Annotated in this window: 1 protein-coding gene; it reads right to left on the bottom strand. The window is 55.6% G+C overall.

Annotated features, from left to right (window positions below; genetic code table 11):
* Positions 1–204: 204 nt before the first annotated feature.
* Positions 205–690 (bottom strand): DUF6714 family protein, encoded by a 486-nt coding sequence (locus ABEA92_RS31300; RefSeq protein ID WP_345689816.1) that lies wholly within the window; start codon positions 688–690, stop codon positions 205–207.
* Positions 691–1,501: the final 811 nt, after the last annotated feature.

The following is a 1,501-nucleotide window of genomic DNA, read 5'->3' as shown; positions in this document are numbered from 1 at the left end:
GGAGCACACTTGTCGAACAGGACGACGAGATTGAGAATCGACGCGCCCATTTGGCGTGCGTAAGGCGATGGTCGGGGAATTGCTCAGCCTCGGTTGATGGTTCGGATGCGTTTCAGTCGGGGAACGGTAGCGATATGCGGGCGGCGGCGAACGACTCAACCACTGCCAAAACGGCGACCACCGCCGCTCCGTATCATCGCATGGTTACCCGCCATTCTGCAAGCGAGGCGAGTCCGAAACAGTCTTGAGCCATGTCCTTGCGGTCGCAACCTCAGACTGCGTGCAATCGTTGAAGTCGTATGCAGTCTCATAGTGATCCAACCAACGCCCGATCACCGTGAGCTGATCATCGGTAAGCAGACGCCAAAAGTCGAGATAGCGATCGTCACGATAGAATCGAGCACGCTGAAGCAGGCCAATCAGCGAGTCTATCACAACATCGGCCTCTTCGGCGTCAACTACCTCGGCGGTCATGTAAGCCGGGAGGTAGTAGTGCAATCCGATTGGAGTCAGAAACGTGAAACCATCCGAGCAGTGTCGGCATTCGACTGGGGTCAAGTTCGGCCACGGTTTGCCACCGAGTATTTTGTGCAGGTGTTCGACCATATACGTGTCGATTATCGCATCTCGAGCGTTCGGAATCGGATGCACCGGAAAGCACGATGCGATGTCTGCAACGAGTGGGTGCATGGACTCAGTCGGGTAACTTATGTTTCTGCGGTGGGCGGCATATCTGGGATGACCTCCTGGCGATGTGCCGTGGACTCAGTCGGGTAACGATACCGATCACCCGGCGGCGACGAGAGATTGTCCATTGTCAAAACGCCCGACTTCGCCGCTCGGGTGCATTGGACGGTTCCCCGCAATCATGAAGGTGGTGGACAAGATCATTGGCTAGACCGAGCAACCGCTGAGACAACCTCTAGTTCAGGTGTGCCGCCATCAAACCCCAATCGAGGTCCAGCAATCGGGTACAAAACTAGTACGGGTATCGATGTGAATCCCTGTTCGTTCAGTTTGTCAAAGTCTCTACTGCCGGAATTCGTTAAGTCGGCTTCCATCGTAACCTATCCGGCATCAGCAAGGGACTGATGAATAGCGGGAGTCGCCAACCCGCCTTTGGGATCCGCGGACAGAGCCCACCGAGCATAGAAAAGGACCGCCGATGGTCTCCCTTTTGATTTGTTTTCCGCGACCGCGGCGCTCGTGTACGGAATCCATTTGGTGGATTCCGGTTTGCGTGAAGTCGTGACGAACGTTGCGACCAGTGCGACTGCTGCAGCAACAGCGGCGACGATTGCTCGCTTAGTATTCAACGTCACATGCCACGCCGGTCGATGTTGGGCTGCACCATTCAGTCAATTTCAGTCGGGGAACGGTTGAAATCACGGGGATCGCGCAATGGAGTGCCCATCACCCAGAATGAGTTCGCGATCTCCCGTGCATTTCTTGGTTCTGCAATTCATGTTGGTTGGTAGCTACGGCCATGGTGCCATCATCG

Source organism: Novipirellula caenicola (assembly GCF_039545035.1).
GTDB classification, from domain to species: domain Bacteria; phylum Planctomycetota; class Planctomycetia; order Pirellulales; family Pirellulaceae; genus Novipirellula; species Novipirellula caenicola.
Note: the sequence above shows the minus strand (reverse complement) of the source record. Positions and strands in the feature narration are given on the sequence as shown.

Coding starts and splice junctions, on each gene's coding strand:
- ABEA92_RS31300 (WP_345689816.1), bottom strand. CDS start 690: ATGCACCCACTCGTTGCAGACATCGCATCGTGCTTTCCGGTGCATCCG.